This window comes from Cystobacter fuscus DSM 2262 (assembly GCF_000335475.2).
Taxonomy (GTDB): Bacteria; Myxococcota; Myxococcia; order Myxococcales; family Myxococcaceae; genus Cystobacter; species Cystobacter fuscus.
Genome location: NZ_ANAH02000074.1, coordinates 144,401 through 161,488, shown reverse-complemented (window position 1 = coordinate 161,488; position 17,088 = coordinate 144,401). Strand labels below are relative to the sequence as shown.

The window sequence follows — 17,088 nt, the reverse complement described above, 5'->3', positions numbered from 1 at the left end:
GGGATCGTTTTGCGCATGTTTCCACCGGCCGGTGCCATCGAGATTCCGAGCGCCGGGGACTTCCCCGTGCGCAACGCTTCCCCCGTGGTGGCCCCCACGGGCACGGTCGCGCTCGTCTTCACGGACGTGCAGGGCTCCACCCGGCTGTGGGAGCGCTGCCCCTCCGACATGGGCCGGGCGCTGGACGTGCACAACGAGGTGCTGCGCGCCCTGCTGGACGTGCACGGGGGCTACGAGGTGAAGACGCAGGGGGACTCCTTCATGGTGGCCTTCGCGTCGGTGGTGGAGGCGGTGCGCTGGTGCCTGGAGGCGCAGCAGGCGCTGTTGGAGGCGCCCTGGCCCGAGGTGCTGCTCGCCGAGCCGGACGCGCGGGTGGAGCGGGGCCCCCACGGGGTGATGCACCGGGGGCTGCGCGTGCGCATGGGCGTGCACCTGGGCGAGCCCGAGTGCCGGCTCGATGAGCGCACTGGCCACATGGACTACTACGGGCGGATGGTGAACGCGGCGGCGCGCATCGCCTCGGCGGGCCATGGCGGCCAGGTGCTGGTGAGCGCGAGCGCGTGGACGCGCGTGGCGGACGCGTGGGAGGCGCTGGGTGGCCCCGTGGTGCGCTCGCTGGGCGACTATCTCCTCAAGGGCATCGAGGAGCCCATGGCGCTGGTGGAGGTGCTGCCCGCGCGGCTCGCGGATCGCCGCTTCGAGGCGCCGCGGGTGCAGAAGGCCCGGCGGGGCAACCTCCCGGGCGAGACGGGGGAGCTGATTGGCCGCGACGAGGAGCTCAAGGAGCTGCGCCGCTGCTTCGCCGAGGGCCACTCGCTGGTGACGCTGCTGGGCCCGGGTGGCATGGGCAAGAGCCGGCTGGCCACGCGCTTCGGCAACCTGGAGGCGGAGGCGTGGGACGGCGGGGTGTGGCTGTGCGAGCTGTCGGACGCGGTGACGGTGGATGACATCTGTCATGCCGTGGGCCGGGCGCTCGGCGTCGCGCTCACGCGCTCGGGCGAGGACAGCGAGCCCGCGGACCGGCTGGGCCGCGCCCTGGCCGGACGCGGGGACGTGCTGGTCATCCTCGACAACGTGGAGCACGTCATCCAGCGCATGCCCGCCACGCTGGGCCGCTGGCGCGAGCTGGCGCCCCGGGCCCGCTTCCTCGTCACCTCGCGCGAGGCGCTCCAGTTGCCCACCGAGCGCGTGGTGGACCTGGAGCCCCTGAGGGTGCCCGAGGAGGGCGAGACGCGGCTGCCGGTGCTGCTCGCCTGTGGCGCGGTGTACCTGTTCGTGCAGCGCACGCGCGCGGTGCGCGGGGGCTTCGAGCTGACGGAGACGGAGGCCCCCCTGGTGGCGGACATCGTGCGCAAGCTGGACGGCATCCCCCTGGCCATCGAGCTGGCGGCGGCGCGCACCAACCTGCTCGGGGTGAGTCAGATTCAAGATCGGCTCTCGCGCCGCTTCGAGCTGTTGCGCGGCGGGCGGCGCGACGTGTCGGCGCGGCAGAACACGCTGTGGGGGGCGATCGACTGGTCGTGGAACCTCTTGGAGCCCGCCGAGCGCGCGGCGCTGGCGCAGTGCTCGGTGTTCCGCGGCGGCTTCACCCTGGAGTCGGCCGAGGCCGTGCTGGTGTTCCCCCCGGGCGGGCCGGACGTGCTGGAGATCATCCACTCGCTGCGCTCCAAGTCGCTCTTGCGCGTCTTCACGCCGGATGGGCTCCCGGGGGAGCTGCGCCTGGGCATGTACGAGAGCATCCGCCAGTACGCCTCGAGCCGCCTGGCGGAGCGGGGCGAGGGGGCGACGGTCGCGGCGCGCCACGCGGCGTGCTACCTGGCGCTCGCGCGGCGCTTGAGCGAGCGGGGCGGGGGAGGGGCGGGGGAGATGGCCTTCCGCCGGCTGGTGCTCGAGCGCGAGAACCTGCTGGCGGCGTGTGACAACGCGCTGGCGGTGGCGCCCGTCACGGCGAGCACGCTGGAGCGGGCGCTGGGCGCGCTGGTGGCGCTGGAGCCGGACGTGATGGCGCGCGGGCCGGTGGGCCTCACGCTGGCGCGTCTGGACAAGGCGCTGGAGCTGTCGGTCCACGTGGAGGTGGACCCGCTGCTGCGCGCCGAGGCGCTCGCCGTCCGGGGCCGGGTGCACCACATGGAGGGCCGGATGACGGCCGCGTGGACGGACCTGGGCGAGGCGCGCTCCATCTACCGGGAGCTGGGCGCGGGGGAGCGGGAGAAGCGCGTCCTGGTGGACCTGTGCATCGTGGCCCGGGAGGAGTGCGACACGGGCGCGGCCTGGACGCTCATCCAGGAGGCGCTGGAGCTGTCCTCGGGGGGAGACCTCTGGCTGGACGCGTACGCGGTGGGCAACCTCGGCCTGTTGGAGCTGGGACGGCGCGGGGTGGAGCCGGCGCTGCCGCACCTGCGCTCGGCACTGGAGCTGTTCCGGGCCATCGGCGACGTTGCGTTCGAGGTGGGCTTCCTCGTCAACTACGCGCTGGCCATTGGCGAGCACGGGCGCACGGCGGAGGCGGTGACGCTGCTGGAGGAGGCCCTGGAGAAGGCGGCGCGCGTGGGAGACCGCTCGGGCCAGGCGCTGGCGCTGGTGAACCTGGGCTGCTTCCTGCTCGACGCGGGCCGGGCGGCGGAGGCGCGCGAGCAGTTGGGCGAGGCGGTGCGGATGGGGCGGCAGCTCGGCATGCGGCTGGTGGAGGGCGTGGCGCTGGGCGAGCAGGGCCGGGCGCTGGTGGCGCTCGGCGCGCTTGCCTCCGCGCGGGGGAGCCTGGAGGACGCGGTGGGGCTGCTGGCCCGGGTGTCCCGGTGGCACTCGCTGCGCTTCAGCGCGCACCTGTCCGCGGTGCAGGCCACCCAGGGCAACCTCGTGGCCGCGCGGCAGGGCTTCTCCACGCTCACCCAGGCCCCGGAGCTCCAGGACGACCTCGTGCTGCGCGAGCTCACCTCGGTGCTGCGCGTGGCGGTGGACCTGGCGGAGGCCGGGAGCGCTCCGCACACCGAGCAGGGGCAGCGCGCCTTGTTGGCGGCGCGGCGACGGCTGATGAACGCGCGCAACGCTCCCGCGGAGGCGGCCTCGTCCGACCTGCGCGAGGCCTTGCGCCTCTTCGAGCAGCGCGTGCTGGAGCTGGAGGGCAGTGTCCTGCGGGCGTGAGGCGGAAGGAAAGACCGCGTCCGAGTGAACAAGCCACGAGTGGGAGTCTCTTGCTCTACCCCTGAGCTATCTCCCGGTGCGGCGTATCGGGAGAGCCGGAGTCGAACCGGCGACACGGAGAGTGTGGGCTTGTGGGGCCTGTTCGGCCGGACGCGAGAAGCGGGTGTGGAAGGGGACGGAACGCCCGAGTGGGAAAGCCATCGGTTTCGTTGTCCTCTCTCGATGGGAGAGGGCCTTTTCAGGGCTGGACGATGGGGCGTGTGGGGCCTTTCCGGCCGGGCGTTCCGATGAGGACGGGGACGGGACCCGGGCGCGAGTCCTGACGGGCATTTTCCAGACTTTTTTCAGGCTCCGGCGCCGCCGGCTCGCCGCGAGACGTTCACCGGGGAGCGTTCCAGGACCAGGGGGGTTGCTTCCTGGCGGACGACACGGAAGGGACCCGCTATAGGCTTGTCCTTGGGTCCAAGGCGTGGAGTTGCGAGCATGTACATCCAGCGATCCCTCTTGCGTGAGGACGAGGTGCCCCGGGCGGGCGTGCGCCTCGGGACGGGTGCCGGCCAGGGTTGGGGGCCGGGGGCTCGTGGATGACGGCGCCCCTGCGCGTCCTGCTGGTGGCGGGAGAGCCGAACGACGAGGCTCGGGTGGTGGAGGCCCTGCGCGAGGGCGGCCACGGTGAAATCCAGGCGTGCGTCGTGCGCACCGCCGGGGAGCTGGGCACGGCGCTGGAGCGGGGGCCGTGGGAGGTGCTCGTGTGTGGCGAGGGCCCGCCGGGCCTCGACGCCGTGACGGTGCTGGACGCCGTGCGCGCGCGCGGCCTGGAGATTCCGCTCCTGGTCCTCTCCGAGCACCTGGACGAGCGCGGGGCCGGTGAGGTGATGAAGGCGGGGGCACGGGATTGCTTCTCCCGGGCGAGCCTGGACCGGCTGTCGGCGGTGGTGGCCCGTGAGCTGGAGGTGTCGCGCCTGCGCCGCGAGCGCTCGCTGATGGCGCGCGTGGGCGAGGTGTTGGCGGGCTCGCTGGACTTCCAGGAGACGCTGCAGCAGGTGGCGCGGCTGATGGTGCCGGAGCTGGCGGACTGGTGCTCCGTCTACGCTCCCGACGACAAGGGGCAGCTCGAGCTGGTGGTGCTGGCGCACGAGGACCCCGAATGGGTGGAGCGGGGTCGCGACCTGGACCGGCTCTTCCCGCTCGTGCCGGATGCTACCTCGGGCTCCGCGTATACCTGGCGCACGGGCCAGGCGCAGTGGGTGCCGGAGTTCCGGGCCGAGTTACTGGCCTGGGCGCGCTCGCCGGAGCACCTGCGCGTGGTGACCGAGCTGCGCTTGCACTCGGCCGTCTGCGTCCCTCTGCGGGGGCGGCGGCAGAGCCAGGGGGTGATGACCCTGTTCGCCACGGGAGACCGGGCGGCCTTCACGGCGGAGGACCTGGCGCTCTTCCAGGACGTGGGGCGCCGCGCCGCGCTCGCGCTGGAGAACGCGCGGCTCTACCGCGAGGCGCAGGAGGCCATCCACCTGCGCGACGACTTCCTGGCCGTGGCCGCGCACGAGCTGCGCACGCCGTTGACCACGCTGGGGTTGCAGCTCGGCTCGCTCGTGCAGCGCTCCCGGCGCGAGTCCCCGGCCCTGTGCGAGCGGCTGGAGCGGGGGCTGCGCCAGGTGCGGCGCCTGGGCACGCTGGTGGAGTCGCTCCTGGACGTGTCGCTGTTGTCCACGGGCGAGCTGCCCCTGTCCCCCGAGCGGGTGGACCTGGGCGAGCTGGTGGGCGAGGTGCTGGAGCGCTTCCAGGCGGAGGCCGAGGCGGTGGGCTGTGGACTGCGGGTGAACGTGGCTCCGGGGCTGGTGGGCCAGTGGGACCGGATGCGCGTGGAGCAGGTGGTGTCGAGCCTGGTGGCCAACGCCCTCAAGTTCGGTCCGCGCCTGCCGGTGGAGGTGCGCGGCGAGGAGGCCGGGGGCCGGGCGCGCGTGGTGGTGGAGGACCAGGGCATCGGCGTGCCGGAGGCGCACCTGGAGCGCATCTTCGAGCGCTTCGGGCGGGCGGTGTCCTCGCGCTCGTACGGGGGACTGGGGCTGGGGCTGTACCTGGCGCGCCGGGCGGCCGAGGCTCATGGCGGCCGCGTCTGGGCGGAGCATCGCCCGGAAGGGGGCGCGCGCTTCACCCTGGAGCTGCCCCTGGAGCCGCCTGCCCGGCGCGGCGCACCCAGTTGACCCACGTCCCGAGGTGCCGGTAGCCGATGTGCTGGTACATGGCGACGCCCTCCTCGGACGACTGGAGGACGGAGGCGGCGCGGCCGCGCGCGAGCGCCCGCGCGTGCAGGGCCTCCATCACCCGCGCGCCCAGTCCCCGGCGGCGCGCCTCGGGGTGCGTGGCGACCATGTACACGCCCGCGGTGTCGTCCAGATCGAGCGCCAGTCCCCCGGAGAGCACCCGGCCCGCCTCGCGCACGAGCACCCCGTACAGCGGGACGTCCGGCGGCGATCCACCCCCCCAGACGCCCAGGAAGTCCATGACGCCCGGGGGGTAGCACAGCCTGTTGAGTTCAATCACCTCGCGCGGGTCCTCGGAGGACTCCAGGCAGAGCCCCGGGGGGAGGCGGGAGGGCGGAGTGGGTGCGAGGCACAGGCCCATGGCGGGCATGCCGCCCTCGGGCGCGTAGCCGGCGGCGGCCAGGGCGGACTCGGCGTGCGAGTCCCCCGGGGTGACGAGCACGCGCCAGGCGGGCACGTGCTGGTCGCGGTACCAGGCCTCCAGCCGGGGCAGGGCGGGCGCGAGCGCCTCCGGGTGGGCGTACAGCACCTGTTGCTGGAAGAGGGGAACACCCCGGCCGGGCAGGCACAGGGCCCGGACTCCTGGCATCTCGAGCCCGCGCAGGGCCGTGGTGCGCGTCTGCATCGCCTTGAAGGCCAGCAGGTTGGCGCGCAGCCGCGCGGTGAGTTCAGCGTCCGTCATGGGGGGCTCTCCTGGAGTGCGCGGGCGCTTGCGGGTGGACAGTGCGGGCGGCGGGAAAATACCCGGCGGGCCCTCGGGGAGGGTAGGGTGCAGGCTGCTCGCATGGAGCCCCGCTTCTACGCCTTCGATCCCCGCTTCTCGCGCCGCGCCCTGTTCCTGGGCGCGTGTGTGCTGGCCATTCTCAGCGCCTGGTCCCTGGCGGATGCCCGCTCACAGGGCAACCCTCCCCTGGCCGTGGCCCGGGCGGGCGTCACCGGAGGCTTGATGCTCGTCTTCGCGTTCGCCTGGCATCGCTTGCGGCCCCGGTCAGGCTGGGGCGTTACACTCAGTGCTCGGGGCGTGGAAGTGGCTCGTCCCTTTTCCACCGGCCGGATTCAGCTGTCCTGGGGGCAGATCGACTCCGTGCGGCGCATCGGCCGCCACGGCGAGGTGCTCGGCCTGTTCCTCGACGAGGGGGGACGGGTGCTCGTCACCCGGCACCTCTTCGCCTCCAAAAACACCTATGGCGAGCTCGCGTCCGCTCTCGAGGAACGCAAGCCCGTCCCCCGGTTCGACGCCTAGCGTCATTTCGGGACATTTCGTGAATCTTTTCCACGCCTTGCGTGTTCTCCACATTCTTGTCCGGGGTATCTTCCAATGGTAGGCACCCGGGCTTCCCGACCTGTGATTTCCGAAGGATCTCCGCACATGGAAAACCTCCCCACCCCCGCCACTCCGGCGGCTCCGTCGTCGTCGTCCGGGGACTATGACGCCGGTGCCATCACGAAGCTGGAAGGCGCGGAAGCCGTTCGCAAGCGGCCGGGCATGTACATCGGCGACACCGTCCACTACGGGCTGCACAAGCTCGTCTACGAGGTGGTGGACAACTCCGTCGACGAGGCGCTCGCGGGCCACTGCACGGACATCGAGGTGGTCATCCACGTGGATGGCTCGCTGTCGGTGCAGGACAACGGCCGCGGCATTCCGGTAGGTCCCCACCCGGATCCCAAGTTCAAGGGCAAGGACACGCTGGACGTGGTGCTCACCGAGCTGCACGCGGGCAGCAAGTTCGGCAACGGCGCCTACAAGGTGTCCGGCGGTCTGCACGGCGTGGGCGTCACGTGCGTGAACTTCCTCTCCGAGTGGTTCAAGGTCCGCATCCAGCGCGCTGGCAAGGTGTACGAGCACTCCTACGCGCGCGGCGTGCCGCAGGACGCGGTGACGGTGGTGGGCGAGACGGACAAGCGCGGCACGCTCATCTCGTTCAAGCCGGACCCCACCATCATGGAGGTGGTGGACTTCAACTTCGAGACGCTCAGCCAGCGCATGCGCGAGCTCGCGTTCCTCAACGCCGGCCTGCGCATCGTCATCCGCGACATGCGCATCGGCAAGGAGCACGAGTTCAAGTTCGACGGCGGCATCGTGTCCTTCGTGGAGTACATCAACAAGGCGAAGGAGGCGCTGCACGACAAGCCCATCCACTTCAGCACCGAGCGCGAGGGCCTGGCGCTGGAGATCGCCCTGCAGTGGAACGATGGCTACGACGAGCGCATCTACACCTTCGCCAACAACATCAACACGCACGAGGGGGGCACGCACCTGTCGGGCATGAAGGCCGCGCTCACCCGCACGCTCAACACCTACGCGGAGAAGAGCGGCGTGTGGAAGGACCTCAAGGAGACGCCCACCGGCGAGGACGCGCGCGAGGGCCTGTCCGCCGTCATCTCCGTGAAGCTGTCCAACCCCCAGTTCGAGGGGCAGACGAAGACGAAGCTGGGCAACAGCGAGGTCAAGGGTCTGGTCGAGCAGATGGTCAATGACCAGCTCGCCACCTTCCTCGAGGAGAACCCCATCGTCGCCAAGAAGATCGTCATGAAGATTGGCGACGCCACGCGCGCGCGCATCGCGGCGCGCAAGGCGCGCGAGACGGTGCGGCGCAAGGGCATCCTCGATGGCGGCTCGCTGCCGGGCAAGCTCGCCGACTGCCAGAGCCGCGATCCGAGCGAGAGCGAGCTGTACCTCGTCGAGGGTGACTCCGCAGGCGGCTCGGCCAAGCAGGGCCGCGACCGGCGCAACCAGGCCATCCTTCCCCTGCGCGGCAAAATCCTCAACGTGGAGAAGGCGCGCTTCGAGAAGATGCTCACCAGCGCGGAGATCGTCACGCTCATCACCGCGCTGGGCACGGGCATCGGCCGCGAGGATTACGATCCCACCAAGGCGCGCTACCACCGCATCATCCTGATGACGGACGCCGACGTGGACGGCAGCCACATCCGCACCCTGCTGCTCACGTTCTTCTACCGGCAGATGCCGGAGCTCATCCAGAGCGGCTACCTCTACATCGCCCAGCCGCCGCTCTACAAAGTCACGCGCAACAAGAAGGACCTGTACGTCAAGGATCAGCGCGGCCTCAATGACTACCTCTTGCGCATCGCCTCGGACCATTCGCGCGTGGTGACGCCGGGCGGGGAGCTGGGCGGCTCGGAGCTGCGCTCGCTCCTGGAGAAGGTGCTCACCTACGAGGAGCGCCTGGAGAAGCTGGCGGCGCGGCGGGACGCGCGCGTGGTGGACGCCCTGGTGCAGGGCAGCAGCCTGAACGTGGCCACCCTGTCCAACGAGGCCCTGCTCGGCGAGCAGGTGGCGCAGCTGCGCGCCTACCTCCAGATGCGCATGCCGGACACCCTCGGCCGCATGGAGACGGCCATCGTGGACGACCCCGAGGCCCAGGCGAAGAAGCTGGTGGTGAAGACGGACATCAACGGCGGCCTGCGCCAGTCCGTGTTCGACCACGCCTTCCTCTCCTCGCCCGAGTACCAGGAGCTCGCGAGCCTGCACGACGCGTTCGCCTCGCTGGGCAAGGCGCCCTACAAGGTGAAGGTGGGCGATGGCGAGGTGCTCGCCCTGTCCGTCCAGGAAGTCCTCGAGGCCGTGCGCAAGGACGCCCAGAAGGGACTCGGCCTGCAGCGCTACAAGGGTCTGGGCGAGATGAACCCCGAGCAGCTCTGGGAGACCACCATGAACCCGGCCACCCGCACGCTCCTGCAGGTGCGCGTCGAGGACGCGGTGGAGAGCGATGAGATCTTCTCGCTCCTCATGGGCGAGGCCGTCGAGCCGCGGCGCGAGTTCATCGAGCGCAACGCCCTCAACGTGCAGAACCTGGACATCTGAGCCGCCTTCTCCCCCGCTTCCCTCCCTCTCGAGGGAGCGGGTGGCCCCAAAAAGACATGTGGGCCCGGTGCCATGAATGGCTCCGCGCCCACGTGCCTTTCCCGTCCTTGTTGAACCTGATCGCCTCACCGCCGCGAGCAAGCCCTTACGGAAGGAATCCTTCGGTTTTTGGAGGGACCCGGTGATCCAGGCCCTTCCCTAGAGTATGCACCGTTCCGTTGAAAAACGGTGCTCAAAGTATGCTTGGCTGGTGGGCGTTTGGGCGCTCATGTCGGATGGCATCGGCGCCTGTCCGCCCGCTCCCTACCTCGCCTCGGGGGAGGCGGCTCAGCGCAGGGGGCCGCGCAGGGCGTCGGCGCGCTCCTTGCGGGACATCTCGGTGACGTCGACGAGGTCCACCTCGAAGGCGCCCGCGTTGTCCTCCACGCGCACATCCGGGAAGGCGCAGCGCAGGGTGTCCGCGCCCGTCATCTGGAAGCGTTTGCCCGACTCGAGCAGGCGGTGCGAGCGCCGGGCGGACTTCGAGTTGCTCTCCACGCACAACACGCGGCGGGTGCGGCCGGTGGGGCCCACGCGCAGCTCCGCGACGTCATCGCGCACGGTGAGCATGTAGACGGCGTCCGGGTTGAGCCCGCGCAGGACGAACTGCTGCTCGGGGGCGAGCACCAGCGCGTGGCGGGTGGCCTCGAAGGTGAGGCTGCGCGGCGCGACGAACTGGGACTGGCGCAGGTTCACCCGCACCGTGCCGCTGTTGTCCGCCAGGTCATCGTCCAGGAGGAAGACATGCAGCCGGCGCACGCCCTTGAGCGTGCGCGTGGACGGGCCGAGCAGCCCGAAGGTCTCGTCCGCGGACAGGTCGTCGCCCTCGGCGAAGTAGGCGAGCGTGCCCGTGGCCCCGCCCCGCCCGGAGGCCAGCGAGGCGCTGCCGTCGGTGCTGACCGCGTAGGCCACCCGGGGGTTGAGCTCGAGGGAGGCCGTGGCGAGCCCGTCCACGACGAAGGCGTTGTAGCGCGGGCGCAGGACGAACAGCCGCGTCGGGTAGTCCACCGCGTTGCGCGACAGGTCGGGCTGCTCGGGCGCGGGAGCGGGCTCGGGGGGCGGTGCCTGGGGAGGGGGCTCCACCTCGAGCGGCTCGAACACCGCGTTCAGGGTGGGCTTGTCGCTGGCCGTGGGCGTGAAGCGCTTGGTCCACGTCCGGTAGCCCGGCAGCGTGAGCACGAAGGTGCTGGCCTCGTAGATCGGCACATCCGGCACGAAGAGCGGCGTGACGCCGGGCACGTCCTGGCCGTTGAGCTTCACCGTGGCGCCCGGCGGCGTGGAGGTGAGCCACAACGGGGCCCTCCTGGCGGCTTCCTCTTCACTGGCCTTCTTGGGTGAGAAGACGAGGTAGAGCAGGCCGAGCAGCGCGAGGACGAAGAGCGGGATGCTGAGCTGGCGCACCATGCGCCGTTGCTTCTCCTCGCGCTCCTTCTCCTCGCGGGCCCGTTGCTCGCGCGGATCGCCCGGGGTGGACTCCAGCGCCGTGATGTGGGTGACCGACGGCACCTCGATATCGAGGGGCGTGTTGTCGTGCGGCTCGTTCGGGCTCTCGAGGACGCGGGCGGCCGTCAGCGGGCTCGCCATCGTCTCGGGGGCCGGTGCCTCGCGCGGGGCGGTGGAGGAGGGGACGCGCACGACGCCCGCGCTCGACACCCGGCGCCCCGTGGTCGCGCTGATGGGGCGCACGCCCCCTGGCTGCGAGGCGCGGGCCGCACCACTGGAGCTGGGGCGCGACGAGGGGCGCGCGCCGGGGTTGCTCAGCATCGGCCCGCTGATCTCCCCGTCGGAAGCGGGCCTGGCGCGGGGACGGCTGGTGCTCGCCGAGGCCGCGCGGGGCGCCGCGCTCGTCTGGTGCTGCCACTCGGCCAACTGCTCGAGGAAGGCGGGTGTCACCTCCACCCGGCGGCCCTCGGCCGCGAGATCCTCGGCGAACAGGTGGCCGAGCAGCTGCGACGCCATGCTCGGCGAGAAGCGGGGCCAGGCGGAGTAGAGCTGCTCGCGCAGCGCCTCGGAGAAGGCCTGGGCGGTGGGGTAGCGCTGCTCGCGCTCGAGCGCCATCGCCGTGGCGAGCACCAGCTCCACCTCGGGGGCGATGGCGGGGTTGAGCGTGGAGGGCCTGGGGTAGTCGCCGGCGAGCAGGCGCGGCAGCACGGTGACGAAGTCGCCGTCATAGGGGCGGCGGCCGCACAGCATCTCGTAGAGCACCACGCCCACGGCGAACGTGTCCGAGCGCGCGTCCAGGTCCTGATCGCCCCGGGCCTGCTCGGTGGAGAAGTACGGGTACTTGCCCTTCACCATGCCCGGCGAGGTGCTCTCCTCCACCAGGCTCGTCGCCTTGGCGATGCCGAAGTCGATGACCTTGACCTGGCCCTCGTAGGAGATGAGCACGTTGTCCGGGGACACGTCGCGGTGCACCAGCCCCAGCGGCTCGCCGCGCTCGTCCAGGTGGCGGTGCGCGTAGTCCAGCCCGTCGCAGATCTGCGAGGCGATGTAGAGCGCCAGGGGGATGGGCAGCGCCGGGAGGCCCGCGCGCTGGGCGCGGCGCAGCACCTTGGACAGTGGCTGGCCGTGCACGAACTCCATGGCCAGGAAGTACTGGCCGTCGATCTCTCCGAAGTCGAAGACCTGGGCGATGTTGCCGTGGGTGAGCGCCGCCGCCACGCGCGCCTCGCTGATGAACATCTCCACGAAGGCGGGGTCATCGGCGAAGTGGGGGAGGATCTGCTTGATGACCACCGGCTTGGTCACCCCCGCCGCGCCCCTCATCGTCGCGCGATAGGTGACCGCCATCCCGCCCGAGGCGAGCTTCGACACCAGTTCGTATCTGCCAAAGTCCCGGGCTGCGTTGGGGGCCACGTTGCGCGTCGTGTCGTTGAGGGGGAATCCGGAGGTTCAGCATACCGCGCTTCGCCCAAATAATCGCGAAACGGGACGGAGCCCCGGGCCCGGGCGGGCAGGAGCGGGGGCCGGGACGGGGCTGGGGAGCCCGGGTCCGCCTGCTCCCCCTCCTGCCCCGGGCTCCTCACTTCGGCACGGCGGGGGGCACGGCGGGGGCTATGGCCAGGAGCGTGGCGTGGGTGGGGGCGGGGGCCTTGTCGGGCTTGTGGCTCTGGCGCAGCGCCGCCACGGCCGCGTCCACCACGCTCTGCCCGACGATGTTGCTGAGCGCGAGCCCCAGGCAGATGCTCTTCATCACCGCGTCCATGTCCTGCTCGCGCAGCCGGGAGATCTCATTGGCCAGGTCCAGCTTCTCCTCCGTCGTCACGTTCTGCATCATCGTGAAGGCGAGCTGGGGCAGGGCGGTGGAGATCTGACTGAACTCCAGGTCCTTCATCGTCTTGGCCATCCGCTCGGCGCGCACGGTGGCGCGCGCGCGGTCCACGGCCCGGTCCGTGGCGGAGAGGAGGATCTGCAACAGCGCGCTCGGTCCGATGGAGATGTCGTTGTTGCCCGAGCGCAGGGTGAAGGCCGAGGAGCGCAGGATGCTCATGGCGCCGAAGCCGGCGAGCAGCGTGTAGCCGATGCGGTGGGCCGCGTTCTGATCCCCGAGGGGATCCTTGTTGTTCACCGTGTTGAGGGCCAGCAGGGCGACGACCGCGGCGAGGACATTGATGACCGTGTAGAGCACGGCGTGCCGGTTGCGAATGGCCTCGTAGGGGTTGTCCTGGTAGCGCGAGACGAGCTCTCCAATGCCCACGCAGGCGCCGATGAGGGCCACCGCGAGGTACTGCAGCGATACTTCCAGCACTCGCATCCAGTCCACGGCTTCTTCCTCCGGCAGGGGGCCCGGTCGGGGGCCGGAGGGAGATCCTAGCGCGTGTCTCGTGGAGGCCCATGCGACGCCAGGGGGGGGTCAATGGGGCCCACTGGAAGGTCATCCGGCGCGGCGCCGCTGGAGGGCGGGCGAGCGAGCGGGCCGGAGGGCCGACAAATCGGCCTCGCAGCGTACCCCCTTGATCTGACACTGCACATCTGTGCAGATAGGGGGCCTCACGCAGCACGCGAAGGGAAGCCCCGACCATGTTCGACGCGACGGAAAACGATCCTATCTCGCCCGCGATGAGGGCGCTGCTCGAGGTGTTCTCCACCGAATTGTCCGAGGTGAAGTTTCCGGACGTGGACACGGAGGTGTTGGAGGAGGGGGCGAGCCGGGTGAGGGAGCAGGCGGAGGCGGTGGCGCGGGCGCAGGCGGCGCTGGAGGCGGCGCGCCAGGCGCTGGCGGACAGCCAGGACGCGCTGTTGCAGAAGGGTCAGCGGGCGCTGGCGTACGCGCGGGTGTTCTCCGAGGAGGACGCGGAGCTGAGCGCGAAGCTGGAGGCGATCAGCCTGCCCAAGCGGGGCGTGCGGGTGGAGACGGGCGTGGCGCCCGAGGCGAGCGCGCAGAACGAGGAGAACTCGCCGCGCCGCCGGGGCCGTCCGCCGAAGACGCGTCCGAGCGCGCCGCTGTTCTCCGATGGAAGCGCGCCCGAGGCCACTGTCGCGGCCGAGCCGAGCGTGAGCGCGGCGGCGGTGACTCCGCGCCCCGTGGCGGCGTGAGGGCGGGCTTGCGGACGGACTCCGGACCGTCGGGCCTGGGACTCCTTGGGAGCCCGGGCCCGTTTTCTTTGGTGCCTCGCTCCAGAACGGAACCCGGAGGCGCTAGCCGCCCTTCTTCATCTTCGAGAGGAACAGCTCCGCCGTCCATTGACTGACGTTGTAATACAGCTCCCAGAGCGAGTAGCCGAAGAGCTGTGGACCGGGTTTGCTGATGATGGCGAGCACCTGATCCCGACGGCCGTTGGAGGCCATGTAGGCCAGGGCCGAGTTGAAGATCAGATCCACGAGCCGCGAGTGATTGGTGAGATGGGCCCGCTGGATGAAGCGCGGATAGCGTTGGGCGACGCCGTCGGACGTGGCCGAGTAGTAGTCCGTCAGGTTCTGGGCGACGCTCCGGGAGAGGTTGAGCACCATCGCGTACGCGTCCGCGTTTCCCGCCGTGTCCTCCGGGCTGATGAACTCCGTGTACTTCTGTTGGAGCCTGCCGGCGTCGACCCGGCTGGCCAGGTCATGGACGGACGCCTTGCTGCTCAGGACGTACTCGGCCACCACGCTGCCGAGATCGCCCGCGTACGTGGCCGCCGCCATGTTGGACTTCAGGTGGACGATTCCTCCGAGTGACAGAGGCGTGGGGTGGTTGCCCGCATCGAGCCCCGCGAACAAATGGCCGAGGTCCACCTCGCTCCCCTTGATCTTCACTACCTTGTGCTTGCGCAGGAATTCACGAGAGGCGGCCAGCTCTGGCGAGGCCCAGCTCCGAGGTTCCCGATCCGCGGCGGCGCCCGGGATGAGGAGGCTCCAGGTTCCTCCACCCACGACGACCCCGAGGATGGTTCGGGCGGGCGCTCCATTGGGATAGTAGATGAGCCGGAAGTCCGTGATGCGCCGCTTCAAGGAACCGTGCCCCTCCGCGATGGCCGCCTGCTCGAGCTTGGACAGGTGGTGCAGGTACTGCTTGAAGGGGTCGGTGGACTCCGCGGGCCCCTTCTGGGGTTCCACCTTGAGCGGCTGCTTCTGGCCCGCTGGCGAGGCGGAGGGCTTGGCTTTCTGGTCAGGGATGGCGATCCGGTCCCCGGGTTGAATGAGCGCCGGATCGGGACGCCGCTTGCGCAGTGCCTGGTTGGCCGGGTGTTCGTAGATGGGATGCCAGTCGGCGAAGCCGTGCGCCCTGGCGATGGACCAGATGGAGTCGCCCTTCTTGACGATGTGGGTCTTCATCCACTCACTCCCCGTTACAGTCGCTTGAACACGTGCACGGCTGCTCCTGGCAGCGGGCCTTGAGTTTGCCGCAGCAGAAGGCGAGCTCCACTCCCGAGGACAGCCGGGCCCGGAGCAGGTGGGGCCCTCGCAGGGGGTTGATCACCTCGAATCCCCGGAACTCGACCGAGCTTCCCAGCTCCTCTGGTGAGAAGCCCTGGGGCTCGATGGAGACTCCCAGCCCGCGTTGGGTGTCATCGTCGGGGAAGCGGCCCGTGCTCTTCGCCGCCTGGAGGTAGAGGAGTGCGTCCATCTTCATGTCGCACTCCTCATCGAGGTTGGTGGACACGGGAGCCCCTGGTCCATGGTCTCGCTGGGGCGTGCACCCGAGCAGCTCACGGAGTTGCTCCGGAGTCTGCAATGCAGTGAGCGGCAGCGGGGAGTGGCGTGTGCAGGCGGCCAGGACCGCCAGCAGTCCCAACAACGCCCGAGCACCCGGGCATGGAGCCTTCAGGGAGGACGCGCTCATCATCCCGGCATGATACCGGCAAGGGGCGTGCGCCACCGAGGGGGCCCCGCTGGAAAAAACGCCGCCCGGAGGCACGCCGATCCCCCGGAGCCCCCTCCGTGGGATGTTCGTGCATCCGGGCGATGGGGGCCGCGCGAGGGACGGCCCCGGGTGCTGCGAGGACTTGTTCAGTTCTCCGGGTACGCGGTCCAGCCGGCCAGCCAGTTGTCCGTGCCCACCGCGCCCACGAAGCGGGCCGAGGTGTCGAAGAAGCCACCCGCGGGCGGCGTCGCGGCGTTCGCCGCATCCAGCGCCAGCGAGCCCGCCTGGGGCGCGAAGTTCGGCGCCTTCAGGTCCTGCGAGGCCGTCAGCTTCGGCTCCACCACCTGGTTGTGCAGGGCCGCGACGAGGAACTGCTCGGGCTCCTTGAAGATGGTGTCGTTGGCGAAGCGCGACGCGTCCGGGTTGGTGACGGTGCCCGCCGAGTCCTTCACCGGGTTGGCGGCGTAGGGGATGCTCGTGGTGTCGCCCCGGTTGCTGTAGAAGAAGGTGTTCTCGATGGACAGCGAGCCGGCCTCGAACATGGCCACGGACGCCGCGCCGTCCACGTCCACCGCCTGGTCCGCGAAGTTCACCACGAGGCTGTTGCGCAGCTTGACGCCCGCGCCGGTGTTGAAGACGAGGCCCTCCTGCTTGGTGCCGCTCGTCGCCACGGGCCGGCTGGAGCCGATGAACGAGGCGTTCCAGATCTCCGGCATGGAGCGCGGGGTGGCCGCGTTCGCGGAGCTGTTGCCGCTCGCCTCGATGGCGCGGTTGCCCACCTTGCTGTTCTGCTGCACCACCAGGAACTGCACCTTGCCCCGGTAGCCCAGGTCATAGTCCAGGCCGTCGTCGTCCGGCTGGGTGATGACGATGTGCTTGAGGTTCGCCGTGCCGCCGAACATCTCCACGCCGTCGTCCGCGCCCTTGTGCACCTGCACGAAGTCGATCTCCGTCTGCGAGCCGCACCCGCCCGTGGTCAGGCCGTTGAGCTCGTTGTTCGGCGCGAGCTGGTAGCCGGCGAACTCGATGCGCGCGTACTTGAGCTTGCCGCAGTCGTGGGCGTCGTCGGTGCCGCCGTACTTCGTGCGCTCATCCGCGCTGTTGGTGACGAAGCCCTCGATGCTGTTCTGTCCGCCCGCGGAGTTGATGGTCGCCCGGCCGAGCAGCACCACGCCACCCCAGTTGCCCGGCTCGCGAGAGCCCTCTTCCCGGGCGCTGGTGAAGACGATGGGCTTGTCCTTCGTGCCCACCGCGTTCAGCCTGGCGTTGCGCGTGATCACGAGCGCGCTGCCATCGTTGCCGAGCACCTTCGTGCCCGCCTCGATGGTGAGCGTGCCGCCCTCCACGAAGATGTACTTCTTGAGCGAGTAGACCTTGTCGGCCTTCCAGGTGGTGTCCTGGGTGATGGCCTCGGTGACCTCCACGGTGCTCGAGGGGGTCGGGCCGGGGCCGGGGCCGGGCTGCGGCTCTCCGCCGTCGCAACCGGCGAGCAGGGACATGCCGAGGGTGATGCCAAGCGCGAGACGCTTCAT

The 17,088-nt window shown here is 70.6% G+C and carries 11 protein-coding genes; 5 read left to right on the top strand and 6 right to left on the bottom strand.

The features are described 5' to 3' along the window. The first annotated feature begins 15 nt into the window (after positions 1–15). Together D187_RS48635 and D187_RS48630 are read left to right on the top strand one after the other, a co-directional pair. Positions 16–3,141 carry an ATP-binding protein gene (locus D187_RS48635; protein WP_002627754.1) on the top strand — a complete coding sequence of 1,042 codons (3,126 nt, stop codon included), beginning with the start codon at positions 16–18 and terminating at the stop codon, positions 3,139–3,141. A gap of 584 nt (positions 3,142–3,725) precedes the next feature. Next, positions 3,726–5,345, top strand: coding sequence for a hybrid sensor histidine kinase/response regulator (locus D187_RS48630; protein ID WP_002627753.1), 1,620 nt, complete (start codon positions 3,726–3,728; stop codon positions 5,343–5,345). Here D187_RS48630 and D187_RS48625 read toward each other — a convergent pair. Further along, the gene (locus D187_RS48625) at positions 5,293–6,087 is read right to left on the bottom strand and encodes a GNAT family N-acetyltransferase (RefSeq protein ID WP_043435753.1); all 795 of its coding nucleotides are present in this window, start codon (positions 6,085–6,087) and stop codon (positions 5,293–5,295) included. The genes D187_RS48630 and D187_RS48625 overlap by 53 nt on opposite strands. A gap of 102 nt (positions 6,088–6,189) precedes the next feature. Between D187_RS48625 and D187_RS48620 the strand changes: the two genes are divergently transcribed. Then, positions 6,190–6,648: a PH domain-containing protein gene (locus tag D187_RS48620; protein ID WP_043435751.1), complete on the top strand. Its 459-nt coding sequence runs from the start codon at positions 6,190–6,192 to the stop codon at positions 6,646–6,648. A gap of 126 nt (positions 6,649–6,774) precedes the next feature. Next, positions 6,775–9,234, top strand: coding sequence for a DNA topoisomerase (ATP-hydrolyzing) subunit B (gene gyrB, locus D187_RS48615; RefSeq protein ID WP_002627751.1), 2,460 nt, complete (start codon positions 6,775–6,777; stop codon positions 9,232–9,234). A gap of 327 nt (positions 9,235–9,561) precedes the next feature. Here the strand turns inward: gyrB and D187_RS48610 are convergent, their stop codons facing one another. Both D187_RS48610 and D187_RS48605 read right to left on the bottom strand, forming a co-directional pair. Continuing rightward, positions 9,562–12,129, bottom strand: a complete 2,568-nt coding sequence (locus tag D187_RS48610; RefSeq protein WP_020918790.1) for a serine/threonine-protein kinase — start codon at positions 12,127–12,129, stop codon at positions 9,562–9,564. Between the two features lie 166 nt (positions 12,130–12,295). Beyond that, positions 12,296–13,036: a hypothetical protein gene (locus tag D187_RS48605; RefSeq protein ID WP_002627749.1), complete on the bottom strand. Its 741-nt coding sequence runs from the start codon at positions 13,034–13,036 to the stop codon at positions 12,296–12,298. A gap of 257 nt (positions 13,037–13,293) precedes the next feature. Here D187_RS48605 and D187_RS48600 point away from each other — a divergent pair, with 257 nt between their 5' ends. After that, positions 13,294–13,809 carry a hypothetical protein gene (locus D187_RS48600; protein ID WP_002627748.1) on the top strand — a complete coding sequence of 172 codons (516 nt, stop codon included), beginning with the start codon at positions 13,294–13,296 and terminating at the stop codon, positions 13,807–13,809. 102 nt (positions 13,810–13,911) lie between these two features. On the opposite strand, the gene D187_RS48595 is transcribed toward D187_RS48600, so the two are convergent. From D187_RS48595 to D187_RS48585, 3 genes are all read right to left on the bottom strand, one after another. Then, positions 13,912–15,027, bottom strand: a complete 1,116-nt coding sequence (locus tag D187_RS48595) for a LysM peptidoglycan-binding domain-containing protein (RefSeq protein ID WP_002627747.1) — start codon at positions 15,025–15,027, stop codon at positions 13,912–13,914. Between the two features lie 4 nt (positions 15,028–15,031). Next, positions 15,032–15,325, bottom strand: coding sequence for a hypothetical protein (locus D187_RS54525; RefSeq protein WP_155894093.1), 294 nt, complete (start codon positions 15,323–15,325; stop codon positions 15,032–15,034). Between the two features lie 377 nt (positions 15,326–15,702). Then, positions 15,703–17,088 (bottom strand): beta-helix domain-containing protein, encoded by a 1,386-nt coding sequence (locus D187_RS48585; protein WP_002627745.1) that lies wholly within the window; start codon positions 17,086–17,088, stop codon positions 15,703–15,705.